General features: G+C 73.6%; 19 protein-coding genes. 13 read left to right on the plus strand and 6 right to left on the minus strand.

Annotated elements, in window-relative coordinates:
- Positions 1 to 40 precede the first annotated feature (40 nt).
- Genes OO60_RS26525 through OO60_RS26535 form a run of 3 tightly spaced genes read left to right on the plus strand, consistent with a single transcriptional unit; the run spans position 41 to position 2,630 of the window.
- On the plus strand, positions 41 to 898 hold the full coding sequence (locus OO60_RS26525) for a polysaccharide pyruvyl transferase family protein (protein WP_033262342.1): 858 nt from the start codon (positions 41 to 43) through the stop codon (positions 896 to 898).
- A complete protein-coding gene (locus OO60_RS26530) occupies positions 895 to 1,761 on the plus strand; it encodes a glycosyltransferase family 2 protein (RefSeq protein WP_003083392.1) in 867 nt (288 codons plus the stop codon). Before OO60_RS26525 ends, OO60_RS26530 begins: the two co-directional genes overlap by 4 nt.
- The gene (locus OO60_RS26535; protein ID WP_033262295.1) at positions 1,740 to 2,630 is read left to right on the plus strand and encodes a glycosyltransferase family 2 protein; all 891 of its coding nucleotides are present in this window, start codon (positions 1,740 to 1,742) and stop codon (positions 2,628 to 2,630) included. Before OO60_RS26530 ends, OO60_RS26535 begins: the two co-directional genes overlap by 22 nt.
- A gap of 54 nt (positions 2,631 to 2,684) precedes the next feature.
- Here OO60_RS26535 and OO60_RS26540 read toward each other — a convergent pair whose 3' ends face one another.
- Positions 2,685 to 3,893 carry a glycosyltransferase family 4 protein gene (locus tag OO60_RS26540; RefSeq protein ID WP_033262296.1) on the minus strand — a complete coding sequence of 403 codons (1,209 nt, stop codon included), beginning with the start codon at positions 3,891 to 3,893 and terminating at the stop codon, positions 2,685 to 2,687.
- Between the two features lie 22 nt (positions 3,894 to 3,915).
- Entirely contained in the window at positions 3,916 to 4,857 is a 942-nt protein-coding gene (locus OO60_RS26545) for a glycosyltransferase (RefSeq protein WP_051767772.1), read from the minus strand.
- Positions 4,858 to 4,947: 90 nt separating this feature from the next.
- Here OO60_RS26545 and OO60_RS26550 point away from each other — a divergent pair, with 90 nt between their 5' ends.
- The 6 genes from OO60_RS26550 to OO60_RS26575 all read left to right on the plus strand — a co-directional run bounded on the left by OO60_RS26550 (position 4,948) and on the right by OO60_RS26575 (position 12,570).
- Positions 4,948 to 5,562 (plus strand): DUF47 domain-containing protein, encoded by a 615-nt coding sequence (locus OO60_RS26550; RefSeq protein WP_004561878.1) that lies wholly within the window; start codon positions 4,948 to 4,950, stop codon positions 5,560 to 5,562.
- Positions 5,563 to 6,558, plus strand: a complete 996-nt coding sequence (locus OO60_RS26555; RefSeq protein WP_004561877.1) for an inorganic phosphate transporter — start codon at positions 5,563 to 5,565, stop codon at positions 6,556 to 6,558.
- Between the two features lie 62 nt (positions 6,559 to 6,620).
- Positions 6,621 to 7,805, plus strand: a complete 1,185-nt coding sequence (locus OO60_RS26560) for a zinc-dependent alcohol dehydrogenase (RefSeq protein ID WP_004561876.1) — start codon at positions 6,621 to 6,623, stop codon at positions 7,803 to 7,805.
- Positions 7,806 to 7,827: 22 nt separating this feature from the next.
- On the plus strand, positions 7,828 to 9,852 hold the full coding sequence (locus OO60_RS26565) for a CocE/NonD family hydrolase (RefSeq protein ID WP_004561875.1): 2,025 nt from the start codon (positions 7,828 to 7,830) through the stop codon (positions 9,850 to 9,852).
- Between the two features lie 34 nt (positions 9,853 to 9,886).
- Positions 9,887 to 10,960, plus strand: coding sequence for an NAD-dependent epimerase/dehydratase family protein (locus OO60_RS26570; protein WP_033262297.1), 1,074 nt, complete (start codon positions 9,887 to 9,889; stop codon positions 10,958 to 10,960).
- Between the two features lie 17 nt (positions 10,961 to 10,977).
- Positions 10,978 to 12,570 carry a phytoene desaturase family protein gene (locus OO60_RS26575; protein ID WP_033262298.1) on the plus strand — a complete coding sequence of 531 codons (1,593 nt, stop codon included), beginning with the start codon at positions 10,978 to 10,980 and terminating at the stop codon, positions 12,568 to 12,570.
- Positions 12,571 to 12,591: 21 nt separating this feature from the next.
- On the opposite strand, the gene OO60_RS26580 is transcribed toward OO60_RS26575, so the two are convergent.
- Positions 12,592 to 13,059, minus strand: a complete 468-nt coding sequence (locus OO60_RS26580) for an SRPBCC family protein (protein WP_003063262.1) — start codon at positions 13,057 to 13,059, stop codon at positions 12,592 to 12,594.
- An 82-nt stretch (positions 13,060 to 13,141) separates the two neighbouring features.
- On the opposite strand from OO60_RS26580, the gene OO60_RS26585 reads away from it, so the two are divergent.
- Positions 13,142 to 14,125, plus strand: coding sequence for a YihY/virulence factor BrkB family protein (locus OO60_RS26585; RefSeq protein WP_003063258.1), 984 nt, complete (start codon positions 13,142 to 13,144; stop codon positions 14,123 to 14,125).
- Positions 14,126 to 14,129: 4 nt separating this feature from the next.
- Positions 14,130 to 14,525, plus strand: coding sequence for a VOC family protein (locus OO60_RS26590; RefSeq protein WP_003063256.1), 396 nt, complete (start codon positions 14,130 to 14,132; stop codon positions 14,523 to 14,525).
- Positions 14,526 to 14,600: 75 nt separating this feature from the next.
- Here OO60_RS26590 and OO60_RS26595 read toward each other — a convergent pair whose 3' ends face one another.
- Positions 14,601 to 14,936 (minus strand): hypothetical protein, encoded by a 336-nt coding sequence (locus tag OO60_RS26595; protein ID WP_003063252.1) that lies wholly within the window; start codon positions 14,934 to 14,936, stop codon positions 14,601 to 14,603.
- 90 nt (positions 14,937 to 15,026) lie between these two features.
- The gene (locus OO60_RS26600; RefSeq protein ID WP_033262299.1) at positions 15,027 to 16,040 is read right to left on the minus strand and encodes a DNA topoisomerase IB; all 1,014 of its coding nucleotides are present in this window, start codon (positions 16,038 to 16,040) and stop codon (positions 15,027 to 15,029) included.
- 91 nt (positions 16,041 to 16,131) lie between these two features.
- On the opposite strand from OO60_RS26600, the gene OO60_RS26605 reads away from it, so the two are divergent.
- Both OO60_RS26605 and OO60_RS26610 read left to right on the plus strand, forming a co-directional pair.
- Positions 16,132 to 16,926: an SDR family NAD(P)-dependent oxidoreductase gene (locus OO60_RS26605; RefSeq protein ID WP_003063245.1), complete on the plus strand. Its 795-nt coding sequence runs from the start codon at positions 16,132 to 16,134 to the stop codon at positions 16,924 to 16,926.
- Positions 16,923 to 17,435 carry a DUF1360 domain-containing protein gene (locus tag OO60_RS26610; RefSeq protein ID WP_003063242.1) on the plus strand — a complete coding sequence of 171 codons (513 nt, stop codon included), beginning with the start codon at positions 16,923 to 16,925 and terminating at the stop codon, positions 17,433 to 17,435. The genes OO60_RS26605 and OO60_RS26610 overlap by 4 nt, the downstream gene beginning before the upstream one ends.
- Before the next feature lie 33 nt (positions 17,436 to 17,468).
- Here the strand turns inward: OO60_RS26610 and OO60_RS26615 are convergent, their stop codons facing one another.
- The gene (locus OO60_RS26615; protein ID WP_003063239.1) at positions 17,469 to 18,971 is read right to left on the minus strand and encodes an FAD-dependent oxidoreductase; all 1,503 of its coding nucleotides are present in this window, start codon (positions 18,969 to 18,971) and stop codon (positions 17,469 to 17,471) included.
- Positions 18,972 to 19,043 lie beyond the last annotated feature (72 nt).

Raw genomic sequence — 19,043 nt, forward strand, 5'->3', positions numbered from 1 at the left:
AAACCCGTGTAAGGGGATGACGAGCGGGTACGTGCCGGGCATGCGAGTTCTGCTCACGGGTTGGGCCAGTTTCCTGCACGGCGAAGCGACGGCGGGTGACGTCCTGAGCCTCGACGCGGCCGGGGCCGCGCTGGCCGGGGCGGGGATCGACCACGACGTCGCGTGGAGTCCCGGCTTCCGCCCCGGCACCCTGCACCTGCCGGACGCCCCCGCCGGGGACTACACGCACGTGGTGTTCGCCTGCGGCCCGCTGCACGGGCCGCAGGTGCGGTGGCTGCACGAGCGGTACGCGGCCTGCCGCCGGATCGCCGTCGGCGTGTCCGTGCCGGACGCGCGCGATCCGGCGGTGACCGGGTTCCACCGCGTGCTGGCGCGGGACGACGGCGGGACCGCGGCACCGGACCTTTCCCTGGCGGGGGCGGTGTCGGTTACGCCGGTGCTCGGCGTGGTCCTGGCGCCGCACCAGCCGGAGTACGGCGGCGCGGGACGGCACGACGAGGTCCACGCGGCCCTGACCGGCTGGCTCGCCGGCCTGGACTGCGCCCGCGTGCCACTGGACACCCGGCTGGCGCACGCGGACTGGCAGCGGTGCGCCACCCCCGCCCAGTTCGTCTCCGCGCTGTCCACAATGGACGCAGTGGTGACCACCCGGCTGCACGGGCTGGTGCTCGGGCTCAAGGCCGGCGTCCCGGTGGTGGCCGTCGACCCGGTGGCCGGCGGCGGGAAGGTGACCGCGCAGGGCGCGGCGCTGGGCTGGCCGGTCGTCGCGGCCGAAGACGTCGCCGACACCGGTGTGCTCGACGCGCGGCTGAAGTGGTGCCTGTCCCCGGAAGCCGTGGCCGATCCGCCGGTCCCGCGCCTGACGGCGCTGGTCGACGAGCTGGTGGGGGCGCGGTGACCGCGCGCACGACCGTCGTCATCGCGACCCGCAACCGCGCCGCCGAGCTGGCGCGCAGCCTCCGTCAACTGTCCTCATTGGACCCGCGGCCGCCGGTCGTGGTGCTGGACAACGCATCCGGCGACGACACGGCCGCGGTTGCCGGGCGGTACGCGAACGTGCGGGTGATCCGCCTGCCGCACAACCTCGGTGCCGCCGCCCGCACCCTCGGCGTCGTCGTGGCCGAAACCCCCTATGTCGCCTTCAGCGACGACGACTCGTGGTGGGCGCCGGACGCGCTGGCCGAGGCCGAGCGGATCTTCGACGAGCACCCGCGGACCGGCCTGCTCGCCGCCCGCACCCTGGTCGGCCCGGAGTGCCGCGACGACCCGGTGACACCCGAGATGGAACGCAGCCCGCTCGGCCACCCCGACGGCGCGCCCGGGCCACTGGTGCTCGGCTTCCTCGCCTGCTCCGCCATCGTGCGGCGCACCGCGTACCTGCAGGCCGGCGGCTTCAGCCCGTTGCTCCACTTCGGCGCCGAAGAACAGCTGCTGGCCTTCGACCTGGCCGCACGCGGCTGGGAGGTCTGTTACGTCGGGCGCCTTCTTGCCCACCACCACCCGTCGCGGTCGCGGCCGCCGTCGTCGTGGCGCCGCCGGGCCGAACTGCGCAACCGGCTGCTGATCGCCCTGCTGCGCCGGCCACCGCGCGTGTGCCGCCGGGAGGTGGCCCGGACGCTGGTGCGGGCGCCCGGCGCCGTCCTCGGCGCGGTGCCGCGCCTGCCGCGCGCGCTGAGCTCGCGGCGCGTGCTGCCCGCCCACGTCGAACACCAGGCCCGGACTCTGGAAAGGACCGCCGAATGGCGCGAATCTCGGTCGTGATCATCACCTGCAACCGTCGTGCGCAGTTGCGGGAGACCCTGGGCCACATGACGTCTTTGCCGGACGCCGCACCGATCTTCGTCGCCGATAACGGGTCTCAGGACGGCACGGCCGACATGGTCGCCCGCGAGTTCCCCGAGGTCCGGCTGTTCCGGCTGGCGGAGAACCTCGGAGCGGTGGCGCGCAACGTCGCCGTCGAAGAGGTGACGACACCGTACGTCGCTTTCTGCGACGACGACACGACGTGGCAGCCGGGCGCGCTCACACGGGCCGCGGACCTGCTCGGCGAGTTCCCGGCGCTCGGGTCGGTGACCGGCCGCTGCCTGGTCGAGCCCGGCCTGGCCGAGGACCCGATCACGCCGGAGCTGCGCGAGTCGCCGGTGCCCGGGCCGGACTGGCTGCCGGGACCGGCGCTGCTCGGCATCATGGCGGGCCTGACGGCGGTGCGGGTCAGCGCGTTCCGCGAGGTCGGCGGCTTCTCGACCCGGATGTGGCTCGGCGGTGAGGAAGAGCTGTTCGCCTTGGACCTCGCCGCCCGCGGCTGGTGGATGTGCTGGGCGGAGGACGTGGTGATCCACCACGCGCCGTCGAAGCTGCGCGACCCCCGCCACCGCCGCCGCCTGGGCATCCGCAACACGGTGTGGACACTCCTGCTGCGCCGCCCCTGGCCGGCGGTCGTCCGCCGCGGCCGCGACGTCCTGCGCACCGCCCCGCGCGACGCCGCCACCGCGGCGGCCCTCCTGGACGTGGTTCGCGGCCTGCCGTGGGTCCTCCGCGACCGCCGGGTGGTCCCCCCGCACGTCGAGCACGGCCTCCGCCTCCTGGAAGCCCCCCAACGCGCCTCCCAAGCCCGCCGCTACGTGGGCTGACGCGGTCGTGAGTGGTAAGGCGCGTTAGAACGCGCCTTACCACTCACGACGGGTTCAGCGGGCCTCGGCGGTGGCTGCGGTCTGGGGGACCAGCTTGAGGTAGGCGCGCAGCGTGTCGGCGGCGACGCGGTCCCACGAGTAGCGGGCCACCGCGCGGTCGTGGCCCGCGGTGCCGTAGGCGTGGCAGAGGGCCGGGTCGTCGATCAGGCGGCGGACCCGGGTGGCCAGTTCCTTCGGCTGGTGCGGGCGGACCAGCAGCCCGGTGACGCCGTCGACGACGGTGTCGGTCAGGCCGCCGACCGCGGCCGCGACCACCGGGACGCCGCAGGCCATCGCCTCCAGCGGCACGATCCCGAACGGCTCGTACCACGGGGTGCACAGCACGGCGTCGGCCGAGCGCAGCAGCGCCGGCATGTCCTCGCGCGACACCTGGCCGGGCCAGCGCACGCGGTCGCCGACGCCGAGCCGGTCGGCCAGCTGCCGCAGCCGCTGGGCCTCCGGGTCCTGGGACAGCCTGCCGCGTTCGGGGCCGCCGGCGATGACGAGCTCGGTGTCCGGCAGCTGGGCGAGCGCGGTGATCGCGATGTCGAACCCCTTGCGCGGCACCAGCCGTCCGACGGCGACCAGCCGGTGGGCCAGCCGGCGGCGCGCCACCGGCCCGTCGGGGGAGAACCGGCCGAGGTCGACGCCACAGGGGACGATCGAGATCCGGGACCGCGGCACGCCGAGGCGGGACAGCTCGAAGACCTCGTCGGAACAGGTCGCGACCACCCGCCCGGCCTGGCGGCCGATGATCCGCTCCAGCCGGATCCGGTCGGCCGGGCTGGTGTCCTGGTCGCCCTGGTAGCGCTTCTTGACCACGCCGAGGGCGTGGAAGGTCTGCGCCACCGGGGTGCCGGTCGCGCTCGCGGCGAGCGACGTCGCCAGGCCCGACATCCAGAAGTGCGCGTGCGCCACGTCGGGGCGTTCGAGCGCCCACCGGTCCCGCAGGAAGCTGCCGAACTCGCCCATGTAGGGCAGCAGGCGGTCCTTGGGCTCCTTGCGCGGCGGTCCCGCCGGCACGTGCACGACGCGGAACCCCTGTCGTGTCTGCACCTCGGGCGGTTCGTCGCGGCTCTCCCGGCGCGTGTAGACGGTGACCTCGTGGCCGGCCCGCGTCAATGCGGCCGACAGCTCCGCGACGTGCACGTTCTGGCCGCCGGCGTCGGCTTCGCCGAGGGCGGCGAGGGGGTTGGCGTGCTCGGACACCATCGCGATCTTCATCGGTGAGGCGTTCCCTTCGGGGTCAACGGGCCGTCTCGGCGAGGAGGTGGTCCCAAGCGGTCAGGAAGGCGTCCAGCCCGTAGTGCTTCAAGGCGTGCTCACGGGCGTTCTTCCCGGCGAGCGCGGCGAAGTCGGGCTCGTGCAGCAGCTCGTGGAAGCCGCGCGCCAGCACGGAGACGTCGGTCGACAGCACGCCCGCGTCGGCCGGCACCGCGTCGACCGCTTCGGTGGCGGCGAAGACGACGACCGGCATCGCCAGGTGCATGGCCTCCAAAAGGGACAGACCCAGCGACGTCCACCGGGCGGTGTGCAGGTAGACGCGGCGCCGGGCGATCTCGTCGTGCAGCTTCGGCGCCGGGACGTCGCCCAGCCCGCGCAGCGGCGCACCGAGCTGCTCGGTGCCCATCCCGAACACGTCGACGGGGGCCGCCTCGGCGAGCGTGCCGAGCAGGTCGGCGCCGGTGACGCGCTGCCGCCGCACCGGCTCGTTGATCATCGACACACCGGCGGCGAGCTCACCGGTGTAGCGCGGGCCCGGATCGGGGATGCCGTGCGGCACGACGGTCGTGGGCGCGCGGCCGCAGTCCCACATGGCCGCGTTGAAGTGGGTGACGTGCGCGACGGTGACGTCGGAGCGGCCGGCCAGCGGGTGCTCGCTCGACGCGGCGTACGGCCGCGGCGCGTTGTGTTCCACGTAGACGGACGGCACGCCCAGGCGCGCGGCGAATTCCAGCTCCTCCGGGCGTTGCAGCACGACCACGTCGGGCTCGGCCTCGGCCAGCCGGTCGAGCGGCACCTCGGTCACCGACGGCCAGTCGCGCCCGGCCTTGCCCAGGCCCCAGGGCGCACCGTCGGGTGACGCCGGCAGGAAGTAGTCGTGGCGGCCGCGGACGAAGGCGTCGGTCCACGAGCCGTGCACGTGCCAGAGCAGTACTCTCAGGCGCCGGGATCCGGGATCGGTCATGGTTCCTGGTTTCCCGGAGATCGCCCGTTAAACGTGCGACCGGAGGGGGTACCCGGCCCCCGACGCCCGTGCGCCGACGAAGGGACATCCATGCGGTTCACCCCACGGGGCACCCGGTTCTTCGACCTGCTCGCCGACGCGGCGAAGAACCTCGTCACCGCGACCGCGCTGCTGAGCGACCTCGTCGCCGCCGACCCGGCGGAACGAGAGCCGATCGCCAAGCGCCTGCACGAGGTCGAGCACCAGGGCGACGAGCTGATCCACACGATCATGGTCGAGCTCAACAGCTCCTTCGTGACGCCGTTCGACCGCGAGGACATCCAGGCGCTGGCCGCCAAGATCGACGACGTGCTGGACTTCATGGACACCGCCGCGGACCTGGCCGTGCTCTACCGCATCGGCGCGTTCCCGCCCGGCACCGACATCCTGGTCCGGGTGCTCTGCCGGTCCGCCGAGCTGACCGCCGCGGCGATGCCCGGGCTGGCCAAGGTCGGGGACCTCGAGCCGTTCTGGATCGAGATCAACGAGCTGGAGAACGAGGCCGACCGGGTCTACCGGCGGATACTGGCCCACCTGTTCGAGCCGGGCGGCGACGCCCTCGAGGTGCTCAAGACCAAGGAGGTCGTCGAGCAGTTCGAGCTGGCCGCCGACGCGTTCGAGCACGTGGCCGACGTGGTGCAGACCATCGCGGTCAAGGAGTCCTGAGTGACGGGCACCGCCGCCCTGGTCACCGTGATCGTGCTGACGCTCGTCTTCGACTACACCAACGGGTTCCACGACGCGGCCAACGCCATCGCCAGCGCGGTGTCGACCCGGGCGCTGACGCTGCGCGCCGCTCTGGTGCTGGCGGCGGTGATGAACCTGGCCGGTGCGCTGCTGTCCACCGGGATCGCCGCCACGGTGGCCAAGGGAATCATCGACGTCCCGGCCGGACCGGACGCGCTCACCGTGGTCTTCGCGGCCCTGCTCGGGGCGATCACCTGGAACCTGATCACCTGGTACTTCGGTCTCCCGTCGTCGTCCTCGCACTCGCTGATCGGCGGGATGGTGGGCGCGGCGCTGGCCGCCGCCAGCACCGTGCACTGGGCCGGCATCGCCGAGAAGGTGCTGCTCCCGATGGTGGCGTCGCCGCTGCTCGGGCTGGTCCTCGGGTACGCCGCGATGGTCGGCGCGCTGTGGTTGCTGCGCCGGGCCAACCCGCACCGCAGCGGCCGCGTGTTCCGCCGGTTCCAGATCCTTTCGGCGTCGGCGCTCGCGCTCGGCCACGGCCTGCAGGACGCTCAGAAGGGCATGGGCGTGATCGTGCTGGCCCTGGTGGCGGCCGGCCAGCAGTCGACGTTCGCCGTGCCGTTGTGGGTGACCCTCGTGTGCGCCGCGGCCTTGTCGCTGGGCACCTATTCGGGTGGTCTGCGGATCATGCGCACCCTCGGCCGCCGGGTGTTCCCGCTCGACCCGCCGCACGGCTTCGTCGCGGAGTCGGTGGCGTCCTCGGTGTTGTACGTGACGGCGTTCGCGGTGAAGGCCCCGATCTCGACGACGCACGTGATCACCGCGGCGATCATGGGTGTCGGCGCGACGCGGCGGCTTTCCGCGGTGCGGTGGGGGATCGCGCGCGACATCGTGCTGGGCTGGGTGCTGACCTTCCCGGCCGCGGCGGCGGTGGCCGCGGCCGTGTACCTGGTGGCCGGCCTGTTCACCTGAGTTTGCCCCTCGCCCTCCGCGGGAAGCCGGGACGGAGACAACGTCCGCGGAAAGGGAGAGCCATGAAGGCAGTGACCTGGCACGGCAAACGCGACGTCCGCGTGGACGAGGTGCCGGACCCGAAGATCGAGGAGGGGACCGACGCCGTCATCCGGGTCACCTCCACCGGCATCTGCGGTTCCGACCTGCACCTTTACGAGGTGCTGGGTGCGTTCATGACCGAAGGCGACATCCTCGGCCACGAGCCGATGGGGATCGTCGAGGAGGTCGGGCCCGCCGTCGCGAACCTCAAGCCGGGCGACCGCGTCGTGATCCCGTTCAACATCTCCTGCGGCCACTGCTGGATGTGCGAACGCGGCCTGCAGTCGCAGTGCGAAACCACGCAGGTCCGGGAGCAGGGCAAGGGCGCCGCGCTGCTCGGCTACACCAAGCTCTACGGCCAGGTCCCCGGCGGCCAGGCCGAGTACCTGCGCGTGCCGCAGGCGCAGTACGGCCCGATCAAGGTCCCGGACGGCCCGCCGGACGAGCGGTTCGTCTACCTCTCCGACGTCGTCCCGACCGCCTGGCAGGCCGTCGAGTACGCGAACGTGCCGGAGGACGGCACGGTCGTGGTCTTCGGGCTCGGCCCGATCGGGCAGATGAGCTGCCGCATCGCGCGCCACCGCGGGGCCGCGCAGGTGATCGGCATCGACCTGGTGCCCGAGCGCCTCGCCCGCGCCCGCGAGCACGGCGCCACCGCGCTGGACACGCGTGACCACAAGGAAATCGGCGACGCCGTCCGCCAGCTGACCCACGGGCGCGGCGCGGACTCGGTGATCGACGCGGTCGGCATGGAGGCGCACGGCGCCCCGGTCGGCAAGCTGGCGCACACCCTCGTCGGGCTGCTGCCGCAGCCGCTGGGCGAGAAGATCACCGAGAAGGCCGGCATCGACCGGCTGAGCGTGCTCTACGCGGCCATCGACAGCGTCCGCCGCGGCGGCACGATCTCGCTGTCCGGTGTCTACGGCGGGATGGTCGACCCGATACCGATGATGGAGCTGTTCGACAAGCAGGTGCAGCTGCGGATGGGCCAGGCCAACGTGCGGCACTGGCTGGACGACATCATGCCGGTGCTCACCGGCGACGGCGACCCGCTCGGCGTCGAGGGCTTCGCGACCCACAAGCTGCCGCTGGAAGACGCGCCGCGTGCGTACGACATCTTCCAGAAGAAGCTCGACGGCGCCCAGAAGATCCTGCTGCAGCCGTAACCCCCGGGGAGGGAACTGACTCTTGCGAGCCGTCACCTCGCTACCGCACGAAATCACCGAATCCGACCACGTCCGGATCCCGGTGTCCGACGGGATCGTGCTGTCCGCCCGCATCTGGCGGCCGGTCTCGTCGGACGCCGAGCCGGTGCCGGCGATCCTCGAATACATCCCCTACCGCAAGCGGGACCTCACCGCGCCCCGCGACTCCATCCACCACCCCTACCTCGCCGGGCACGGGTACGCCTGCGTGCGCGTGGACATCCGCGGCACCGGCGAGTCCGAGGGCGTCCTCGAAGACGAGTACCTCGAACGCGAGCAGCTCGACGCCGAGGACGTCCTCGAGTGGATCGCCGCGCAGCCGTGGTGTACCGGAGACACCGGGATGATGGGGATCTCCTGGGGCGCGTTCGCCGCGCTGCAGGTTGCGGCGCGGAAACCGCCCAGCCTGCGTGCGATCGTGATCTCGTCGTTCACCGACGACCGGTTCGCCGACGACATGCACTACATGGGCGGCTGCCTGCTGTCGGACAACGTCGCCGAGTCGGGCACGATGTTCTCCTACGCGACGCTGCCGCCGGACCCGGCCGTCGTCGGCGAGCGGTGGCGCGAGATGTGGCGGGAGCGCCTGGACCACTGCAGCCTGTGGATCGGAAACTGGCTCGGCCACCAGCGCCGCGACGACTACTGGCGGCACGCTTCGATCTCGGAGAACTACAGCGACGTGCAGGTCCCGGTGCTCGCCTCGAGCGGCTGGGCGGACGGCTACTCCAACGCCGTCACCCGGCTGCTGGCCCACCTCGACGTCCCGCGGCGCGGGCTGATCGGCCCGTGGTCGCACAAGTACCCGCACCTCGGCGAGCCGGGCCCGGCGATCGGCTACCTGCAGGAAGTCGTGAAGTGGTGGGACCACTGGCTGCGCGGCGCGGAGAACGGCGCCATGGACGGGCCGATGCTGTGCACGTGGATGCAGGAGAGCGTGCCGCCGTCGACGTCCTACGAGGACCGGCCCGGCCGGTGGGTCGGCGAGGCGACCTGGCCGTCGCCGCACGTCCGGCCCACGGTCCTGCCGCTCGCCCGGCACCGCCTCGGCCGGCCGGGGGAGACCTTCGACGACGAGGCGCTGACGCTGTCGTCGCCGTTGTCGGTCGGGCAGTTCGCCGGGAAGTGGGCGTCCTACAGCGCCCCGCCCGACCTGCCCTACGACCAGCGCGAGGAGGACGGCGGGTCGCTCGTGTTCGACACCGATGTGCTCACCGAGCGCTGTGAGATCCTCGGCGCGCCGAAGGTGCGGCTGGCGGTCTCGGCCGACCAGCCGGTCGCGATGGTCGCGGTGCGCCTGTCCGACGTCGCACCGGACGGGCGGGCCACGCGCGTCACCTACGGGCTGCTCAACCTGACCCACCGCGACGGGCACGACGAGCCGGCGCCGATGGAACCCGGCGAGCAGTGCGCGGTGGAGATCGAGATGAACGCCGTCGCCCAGGCTTTCCCGGCCGGGCACCGGATCCGGCTGTCGGTGTCCACTTCGTACTGGCCGCTCGCCTGGCCGCCGCCGAAACCGGTGCTGCTGAGTGTCCACACCGGACAGAGCGGGCTGGAGCTGCCGGTGCGCCCGGTCGCCGAGCCGGACGAGCTGCCGTCGCGGCCGTTCGGCGAACCCGAAGGGGCGCCGCCGATCCCGGTCACCCGGGTGACGCCGGGGGAGCAGCGCTGGACCGTCTCGCGCGACCTTGTCGGCTACGAGTCCGCGCTGGAGATCGTGAAGGACGAGGGCACCCAGCGCTTCGACGACCTCGACCTGGAGGTCACCCGGGACGTCCGGGAGCGGTACCGCTGGGTCGCCGACGAGTTCTGCTCGCCGGTCGCGGAAACCGAATGGGTGGTGACCTTCGCCCGCGGCGAGTGGCAGGCGCGCAGCGAAACCCGGACGCGGGTGTCCTGCACGGAAACCGAGTTCGTCGTCGACGCGCAGCTCGACGGCTACGAAGGCGCCCGGCGGATCGTCTCGCGCAACTGGCACGAGCGGATCCCGCGGGACCTGGTCTGAGTTTCGCTCTGGCCACACGGGGTAAGCCTTCCGGGTGCGGATCGTGATCACCGGGGCCACCGGCAACGTCGGAACGGCGTTGCTGGCCGCCCTCGACCCCGTCCACGACGTCGTCGGCCTGGCGCGCCGGCTGCCCGACACGACGGCCGAGCCGTACCGCCGGGCCGGCTGGCGCGCCGCCGACATCGGCGTACCCGGCGCGGAGGAGGAGCTCGCCGCGTTGTTCGCCGGTGCGGACGCCGTCGTGCACCTGGCGTGGGCGATCTCGCCGCTGCGCGGTGACCCGCCGATGTGGCGCACGAACGACCACGGCACCCGGCACGTGCTCGCCGCGGCGGTGGCCGCCGGGGTGCCGCACGTGGTCGTCGCGTCTTCCGTGGCCGCCTACGGGCCGGCGCCCCGCTGGGCGAAGGTCACCGAGGACTGGCCGTGCGACGGCATCGCGGGCAGCGCCTACAGCCGCGGCAAGGCCGCGCTGGAAACCCTGCTCGACCGGTTCGAAGAGCAGCACCCGCAGGTCGCGGTGGCCCGGATCCGGCCGTGCGCGATCCTGCACCGGCGCGCGGCGGGCCAGTTCTCGCGCTGGCTGCTCGATCCGGCGGTGCCCGCCGGGCTCGTCGGCGGACGGCGGCTGCCGGTTCCGCTGTGGACGGATCTGCGCGCCCAAGCGGTGCACACCTCCGACGTCGCCGCCGCGATCGACCGCATCCTCGACCGGTCCTTCACCGGCCCGGTCAACCTGGCCGCGCCGGAGGTGCTCGACGCCGACGCGCTGGCCGCCGTCCTCGGCGGGCCGCGCGTGCCGGTGCCGAAGCCGCTGGCGCAGGTCGCGGCCCGGGCGGCGTGGCTCGGCGGCGCGCTGCCCGCCCATCCGGGCTGGCTCGAACTCGCCGACCGCGCGGCGCTCGGGGACACGACGCTGGCGGAGACCGCGCTGGGCTGGCAACCTCGATATGACGCCGCGACCGCGGTCGCCGACCTGGTCGCCGGGCTCCGGTCGGGCGCGGGGGCGGCGAGCGCGCCGCTGGCCCCGCCGCGCCGCGACGGGGTGCTGGGCCGGCTCCGCTCGCTCACCCGGGTCGGGCCGAGCCACCAGTCGCAAGCCTGACCAACCGGGAGGCCGGAGTGAGTACGGAAGCCGTCGACGCGGTGGTGATCGGCGCCGGCCACAACGGCCTGGTGGCGGCGAACCTGCTGGCCGACGCGGGCTGGTCGGTGCTGGTGCTGGAGGCGACGGACCACCCCGGCGGCGCGGTCCGGACCGCCGAGGTCACCGAGCCGGGCTTCCGCAACGACCTGTTCAGCGCCTTCTACCCGATGAGCGCGGTGTCCCCGGCGATCCGCGGCCTGCGCCTCGAGGAGTACGGCCTGCGCTGGCGGCACGCGCCCGAGGTGCTCGCGCACGTCCTGCCCGACGACCGGTGCGTGGTCCTGTCCCGCGACCTCGACCGCACGGCGGCGTCGGTCGAGGCGTTCGGGGACGGCGACGGCGACGCCTGGCGGCGGCTGTTCGAGCAGTGGCGGCACATCCGCGAACCGCTCATGGAGGCGTTGTTCACGTCGTTCCCGCCGATCCGCCCGGGCCTGAAGCTGCTGCGCCGCACGGGAACCGCCGAGGCGCTGCGGCTGGCGCGCATGCTGACGCTGCCGGTGCGCCGGTTCGGCGACGAGCTGTTCACCGGCGAGGGCGCGAAGCTGCTGCTGGCCGGGAACTCCGCGCACAGCGACCTGTCCGTCGACAACGCCGGCAGCGCGGTGTTCGGCTGGCTGATGGCGATGATCGGCCAGGACGAGGGGTTCCCGGTGCCGGCGGGTGGCGCGGGCGAGCTGACCGCGGCGCTGGTGCGCCGCCTGGAGGCCCGCGGCGGAAGAGTCCACTGTGGACGTCCGGTGCGGGAGGTGCTGGTGGCCGGCGGCCGGGCACTGGGTGTCCGCGACGCCGGCGGCGATCCGGTGCGGGCACGCAAGGCGGTCCTGGCCGACGTCCCGGCGCCGACGCTCTACGGCGAGCTGCTCGCGCCGGAGTGGCTGCCGCGGCGGCTGGCCGAAGACCTGGCGCGGTTCCAGTGGGACAGCGCGACGGTCAAGGTGGACTGGGCGCTGTCGGGGCCGATCCCGTGGACGGCCGAAGCGGCGCGCGGGGCCGGCACGATCCACCTGGGCACGGACCTGGACGGGCTGTCGGCGTTCGGCGGCGAGCTGGCCCGCGGCCGGACGCCGCGCCGCCCGTTCCTGCTGCTGGGGCAGATGACCACGACCGACCCCGACCGCTCGCCGCCGGGCACCGAGTCGGCGTGGGCGTACACGCACGTGCCGCGCGGCACGACGGAGAACCGGGCGGCCCTGGACCGGCGGGTCAAGCGGATCGAGGAGACGGTCGAGGCGAACGCGCCGGGGTTCACCGCCCTGATCAAGGCCCGCTACGCGCAGGGCCCGGCCGAACTGGCGGAGCACAACCCGGGCCTGGTCGGCGGCGCGGTCAACGGCGGCACGTCGGCGATCCACCAGCAGCTGTTCTTCCGCCCGGTCCCGGGCACGGGCCGCCCGGACACCCCGGTCGACCGCCTGTACCTGGCGGGCGCCTCGGCCCACCCGGGCGGCGCGGTCCACGGCGGCCCGGGCTCGAACGCGGCCCGCGCGGCCCTGGCCAGGGCGGGAGCACTGGGCGCCGGCTACGCGGCGGTGATCCGGGCGGCCAACCGGGCGGTCTACGGCTAGCCCGCCGGCCGCCCCGCCGCGTTAGGGCCGGGGGTGGCCGTTCTTCGCGCGGGCGTGCTTACCCGTGGCGAGGTCGGCGAGCCGGGCCAGGGACTCGTTGTTGCGCGGCTTGGCGATGAGCGCCTGCACGGCCTCGGGGAGCACCTTGCCGGGGCCGCGGATGATGTGCTCGCTCATCCGGACGAGCGTCTGCCCGTCGCCGTGCGGGACCAGGGTGAGCCCGACCGCCGCGGCGCCCAGTGGCCAGCCGTGGGCCTCCAGCGAGAGCGACAGGCCTGGCTCGACCGCCCGGACCACGGTGACGTCCTGGACGTGCAGCGGCCACGGGCCGACGCTGTGGTGGATCCGCGAACCCACGTCCGGCCAGTCGCCGTCGACGTCGCGGATGTGCGAGCTGCCGACCACCCACCCCGCGTAGAGCCAGCCGTCGGCGAGGACGGCGAACACGGCGTCGGGTGGTACGTCGATCACGCGGCTGACCTCGGGCACGGCTTCCTCCTGCTTCGGGTGACGAACCAGGCATACCCATTCACGGACGGGGTATGCCCGCTCGTACCGAGCGGAGGTGGCGATGGCAGCCGGACGGCGAGAAGAACCCGAGGGCCCGGGCGAACTGTCGAAGCGTTCGTGGGGCGCCGTGCTCAAGCGGACGTTCCAGCAGTTCGGCCACGACAACCTGACCGACTGGGCGGCGGCGCTCACCTACTACGGCGTCCTGTCGCTGTTCCCGGGCATCATCGTGCTGACGGCGAGCCTGGGCCTGCTGGGCCCGGACAAGATCCAGACGGTGATCGACAACATCGACCAGGTCGTCCCCGGCCAGGGCAAGGACATCCTCGTCGGCGCGATCAAGGAACTGGCCGGCTCGCGCGGCCTGGCCGGCCCGCTGGCGATCCTCGGCCTGCTCGGCGCCCTGTGGTCGGCGTCGGGCTACGTCGGCGCGTTCATGCGGGCGTCGAACGCGATCTACGGGATGCCGGAAGGCCGGCCGATCTGGAAGGTGGTCCCGCTGCGGGTGGCGCTGACCGTCGGCATCGTGGTGCTGCTGGCGGCGTGCGCGCTGGGGGTGGTCGCGACGGGCTCGGTCGCCCGCCGGATCGGGGACCTGATCGGACTGGGGTCGACCGGCATCCTGGTGTGGGAAATCGCGAAGTGGCCGGTGATCGCGGTGCTGGTGAGCGTGGCGTTCGCGTTGCTGTACTGGGTGGGGCCGAACGTCCGGCAGCCGGGGTTCCGGTGGCTGACGCCGGGCGGGCTGCTGGCGGTCGTGCTGTGGGTGCTGGCGTCGGCGGGGTTCGCGCTGTACGTCGCGAACTTCGGGTCCTACAACAAGACCTACGGTTCCCTGGCCGGGGTGATCGTGTTCCTTGTATGGTTGTGGATCTCCAATCTCGCGGTCCTGCTGGGGGCCGAACTGGACGCGGAACTGGCCCGCGGCCGCGCGATCGAGGCGGGCGGCGAGGACGACCAGGAGGAACCGTTCCTGCCGCCGCGGGACACGAAGGCGATGGACGCAGACGAAGCCGCGGCGGTGGCGGAGTCGGAACGGGAGTGAGCGGATGGCCTGCCGCATCACCGGGCTGGTGCTGGACTGCCACGACCCGGATCGCCTGGCGGAGTTCTGGTGCGCGGTCCTGGGGTACGAGGTGATCGGCCACGAGCCGGACGGCCTGGAGCTGGGCGTCCCGGGAGCCCGCCTGGGTGACGGCCCGCCCACGCTGGTGCTGGCCCAGAGCGAGAACCCGAAGCGGGCGAAGCTCCCTCTGCACATCGACGTGAACCCGGCCGGGAGCGACCAGGAGACGGAACTGGCCCGGTTGACGGCGCTCGGCGCCCGCCCGGCGGACGTGGGCCAGACGGGGGAGGAGTCGTGGGTGGTGCTGCAGGACCCGGAGGGCAACGAGTTCTGCCTGCTGCGGAAGGACATCGGCGCGGCGGGAAAGCAGCACGGGTAACCGCGGGCCGGCTGCCTCCGATCCGGGGCGGTGACCACCCCCGCTGGGGAGCGCCTCAACCGGCCCCGGAGATCCTCAGCGGTCCTCGACCCCGCACCGCCGCCACTCGACCCGATCGCCCGCGCGATCGGCGTGCCAGACCGGTGTCGCCTCGCCCTCCCAGACGGGCACCAGCCGGTCCGTCGCGACCCGTCCGCGGGCCACCCGGCCGAACAACTCCACCCCGTCCGCGCGCCGCGCCGCCGGGATCCACGCCGGGAACCGCGTCCGCGGCAGCTTCCGTTCGATCCACTCCCGCGCCGAGCCTTCGCTCCCGTGGTCCGACTCCACGATGCTCGACACGGCCCGGCCGCCGCCGACGGTCAGGCCGATCGACGCGCGCCAGCGGACGGGAGAGGCTTCGGGTGTCATCCTCTCCAGGTTCCCCGACGACCGCGGTCGGCGGCCAGTACACGTTAGGATGGATCCACGCTCACTCACCGTGCCTCCTCACGCAGAATGTCATGACGCGTTGAGCAACCTCGCGCACGCCCGCTCCAGGACCGCCCGCGCTTCGTCGCCGTCCAGCCGCGCGGCGCGCTTCAGCGCCGGGGCGATCGTGCGCTCCGCGCGGTAGGCCTCCACCAGCCGGGGGTCCACATAGGACGACCGGCAGACCGCCGGGGTGTTGCCCAGCGCCGTGGAGACCTCCTTCATCACCTTCGCCTCCGCGCGCTTGCGGGCGGTCTCCGACGTCGGCGGGTCCGCCGCGGCGAAGGCGGCCGCCGCCAGCACGGTCGCGTTCCACGTGCGCATGTCCTTGGCCGTGCAGTCCTCGCCCGCCAGTTCCTTGAAGCGCTCGTTGATGTCGGCCGCGTGCACCTCGTGCCACGTGCCGCCCTCGCGGTAGACCAGCAGCCGGTCGCTGCCCGACCGGCTGCGCAGCAGCGACTTCAGCACCGAAGCGAGTTCCGCGTCGCAGATCGCCACTTCGCGGTCCAGGCCGCCCTTGGCGACGTAGCAGAACCGGCACTCGTCGCCCCGGACCGCGGCGTGCGAGCGCAGCAGCGTCGCGACGCCGTGGGTGCCGTTCTCCTCCGCGTACTCCTCGCCGCCGGTGCGGAAGATCCCCCGGTCGAGCATGCGCAGCGCGGCGGCGAGCACCCGCTTCCGGGTGAGCCCGGACCCCGCCAGGTCGGCCGCGACCGACTCGCGCCACTGCGGCAGCCGGCGGGCCATCTGCAGCACGCGGTCGTGCTTCTCCTCGTCGCGGTCGCGGCGCCACTGCTCGTGGTAGAGGTACTGGCGTCGCCCGGCGTCGTCGGTGCCGACCGCCTGGACGTGCCCGTTCGGGTACGGGCTGATCCACACGTTCCGCCAGGCCGGCGGGATGACGAGGTCCTTGATCCGCGCGAGGAGCTCGTCGTCGGTCACCGGCGAGCCGTCGGGCATGGCGTAGGAGAACCCGCGGCCGCGGCGGATGCGCTTGATGCCCGGGCCGCGCAGGTCACTGCGCCGGAGTCTGGTACGTCCCACCGCCGCGAAATACCCGCCCCGCGTACCGGGAAACCATGGTTGCCCGCCGCCGCGGCGGGTAGCCGACGACGAAGGACCGGAAGGAGCACGGATGACCACCGCAACCAAGCCGCTCGCCGTCGTCACCGGCGCGTCCAGTGGGATCGGGCTTGAGCTGGCGAAGCAGTTCGCCCGGCACGACTTCGACGTCGTGCTGGCCGCCGAGGACGCCGAGCTCGACACCGCTGCCGCCGAGGTCCGCGCCTGCGGCGCGCAGGTCGAGGCGGTCCGCACCGACCTCGCCGCCCCCGACGGCGTGGAGGAGCTGGTCCGACACCTCGCCGACCGCCCGGTGGCGGCGCTGGCGGTCAACGCCGGCGTCGGCGTCGACGGCGAGTTCGCCGGGGACACCCGGCTGGAGGACCAGCTGACGGTCGTCGACCTGAACGTCCGCTCGGCCGTGCACCTGACCAAGCGGGTGCTGCCCGGCATGGTCGGCCGCGGCCGCGGCCGGGTGCTGTTCACCTCGTCGATCGCCGGCACCTCGCCCGGGCCCTACCAGGCCGTCTACGCCGCTTCGAAGGCGTTCCTGACCTCGTTCTCCGAAGGGCTGCGGGCCGAGGTGAAGGACACGGGCGTCACCGTCACCGCGATGCTGCCCGGCCCGGTCGACACCGAGTTCTTCGAACGCGCCGGCATGGAGGACACCAAGATCGCCGCCGGCGACAAGGACAGCCCGGCCGAAATCGCCGAGGCGGGGTACGAAGCGCTGATGGCCGGGAAGGACAAGATCGTGCCCGGCGCGGTGAAGAACAAGCTCCAGGCGGCCGCCTCCCGCGTCCTGCCGGACGAGGCCAAAGCCAAGCAGCAGGGCAAGATGATGAAGCCCGGATCGGCGGATGCATGAGTGTCGCCGAGCAGGCGAAGCGGATCCAACGCCGCTACGCCGGTGACGAGGACCGGCCGCTGGGCGGGTACGTCGCCGCGATGGGCGCCTACAGCGCGCTGGTGGGCGGGCTGACGCTGCTCGGCCGGGCCGTCGGGGCCCGGCTGCCGGAGCGGTTCGGCGTCGGCGACACCCTCCTGCTGGGCGCGGCGACGTTCAAGGCCAGCCGCCTGCTGGCCAAGGACGCGGTGACCAGCCCGCTGCGGGCGCCGTTCACCCGCTACGAAGAGCCGGCCGGTGACGACGAGCTGAACGAGTCCGTGCCCGGCACGGGCCACGTCGAGCACGCGGTGGGCGAGCTCGTGTCGTGCCCGTTCTGCCTGAACGTCTGGGTCGGCACGGGACTGGCCGCCGGCCTGGTGATCGCGCCGCGGCCGGCCCGCCTGGCGGCCACCGTGCTCACGGCCGTGGGCGTGGCGGACGCCCTGCACCTGCTCTACGACGCGGGCAAGAAACTCGCCGCCGGTTAGGCCGGGCGGGCCGGTGGGGACGTCCCCACCGGCTCATTCCCGGCCGCGGCGCAGCGGCCGGACCGCCGGGCCCTGCACCACGGCGCCGTCGACGCCGAACCGCGAACCGTGGCAGGGGCAGTCCCACGTCTTCTCGGCGTCGTTGAACGAGACCAGGCACCCCAGGTGCGTGCAGTGGGCGCCGACCGTGTGCAGCTTCCCGGCTTCGTCGCGGTGGGCGGCGACGAGCTCGCCGCCGACGCGCACGACCTCGGCCTCGCCGGGCTGCAGGTCGTCGAGCTTCTCCGACCGCCACAGCGCGGCGACGTGGTCGCCGACCAGGTACTTCGCCACGGTCAGGTTGTCCTGCGCCACTTCGAGCACCGAGCGGGCGTCGAAGCGGTTGGGGTCGAACAGGTCCGCGGCCGGGTGCGGCTCGCCGAGGATCCGCGCCGCCAGCACGTGCCCCGCGGCCGTGCCGCCGGTCATGCCCCACTGCCCGAACCCGGTGGCCACCCACAGGTTCTTCGCCCCCGGCAGGTACCGGCCGACGTAGGGCAGCAGATCGGGCGTGGACAGGTCGTGGGCGGACCATCGGTGGGTCACGCGGTGTAGGCCCGCGTGCGCGTCCGCCCAGCTCGCGAGCCGCCCGTACCGGCGTTCGACGTTGACGTGCGCGCCCACCCGGTAGTGCTCGCCGCCGGCGATCACCATCGGCGTGCCCCGCTCGGTGTACCCGCGCACGGAGTGGTGCGTGTCGGCGTCGAGGAACATGCCCGCCGGCGGGGTGTTCCCGGCGGCCGGGCCCGCGACGACGAGGTCGCGCACCGGGTCGAGCCGGGCGAAGTACAGGCCGCGGTCGAGCACCGGGTAGTGGGTGGCGACGACGACCTCGCCCGCCTCGACGTCGCCGCGCGAAGTGCGGACGGTCCGCCCGTTGACCGCGGTCGCCCTGGCGTGCTCGACGACGGTGCCGCCGAGCCGTTCGACCTCCGCGGCCAGGCCCAGCAGCCACCGGCGGGGGTGGAAGTGCGCCTGGCCGGTGGTCCGCACCGCCCCGAGCGCGGGCACGTCGAGCGCGACGTCTTCGGTGAAGGACGCGGGCAGGCCGGCCGCGGCGGCCGCGTCCGCCTCCCGCTTCAGTGAATCGACGGTGCTGCCCCGGGTCGTGTAGACGTAGCTGTCGGCGCGGGTGAACCCGCAGTCGATGCCGAGCTCGGCATCGGTGGCGGCGATCCATTCGCCCGCCGCCGCCTGCGCTCCGGCGTAGACCTTCGCGGCGCCGTCGCCGTGGCGGGACGCCAGGTCCGCGTACTTCGCCCCGTGCTGGGCGCTCACCTTCGCGGTGGTGTGGCCGGACACCCCGGCCGCGACCCGCTCGGCCTCCAGCACGACGACCGAGCGGCCGCCGCGGGCGAGCAGCAGCGCGGTGGTGAGCCCGGCGATGCCCGCGCCGAGCACCGCGACGTCGGCGGCGCCGGGCACCGGCACGCCGGTGCGATCCGGGGCGGGAGCGGTGTCGACCCACAGGGATAGCGGTTCGGGCAGGGCTGTCATGCCTGCGGATGCCCGCTCACCGCCGGGCCAAACCGGCCATCCGGCCCCGTTTGGCCTGTTCGGAGCGCCGGG

The organism is Amycolatopsis vancoresmycina, assembly GCF_000716785.1.
GTDB classification, from domain to species: Bacteria; Actinomycetota; Actinomycetes; order Mycobacteriales; family Pseudonocardiaceae; genus Amycolatopsis; species Amycolatopsis vancoresmycina.